1 pseudogene is annotated in these 530 nt (G+C 71.3%); it reads right to left on the bottom strand.

Features of this window, described 5'->3' with window-relative positions:
• A pseudogene (locus tag IG94_RS0138075) lies at positions 1-287 on the bottom strand (ATP-binding protein); the annotation flags it as partial.
• Between the last annotated feature and the right edge of the window lie 243 nt (positions 288-530).

Genomic DNA, 530 nt, shown 5'->3' with positions numbered 1-530 from the left:
TCGCCCCGGGCGTCGGTGACCTCGATCCGCAGGGTCGCCGAGGTCAGGGTCAGGACCAGCCGTGCGTTCCTGCCCCGGACACGGCCGTGCAGGGCGGCGTTCGCGGTCAGTTCCGCGACGAGGAGGGAGGGCGTGGCCATGTCGTCGTCGGCGGCGACGGTCGCGAGCCAGCGTTCGGCTGCGTGGCGTGCGGTGTGGGCGCCCCGCGCGGTGGTGGGGAACGTGGTGCGGAAGTGGGCCGTGCCGACGGTCGGTTCACCTGGTGCGGTGACAGTTTCCTGGTTCACCTCACCGAGGGTGACCGAGTGGCCCTACCGTGTGGAGCCCTCCGGGCGGTACGCAGAGTGACTGTCCCGGCGCGAACGGTGCGGTGTACGGAGGTACGGCCGTGACTGGACAGGGTGGTGGTACGGCATGACAGCACAGCCGGGTGCGGGGATTCCCACGGGGCCCTCAGGTCCCACGGGCAGTGAGACGGACGGTACGGACGAGGTCGCCGACCTGTTCCGGGCCCTCGGCCGCCAGATCAA

Source organism: Streptomyces olivaceus (assembly GCF_000721235.1).
Lineage (GTDB): Bacteria > Actinomycetota > Actinomycetes > Streptomycetales > Streptomycetaceae > Streptomyces > Streptomyces olivaceus.
Note: the sequence above shows the minus strand (reverse complement) of the source record. Positions and strands in the feature narration are given on the sequence as shown.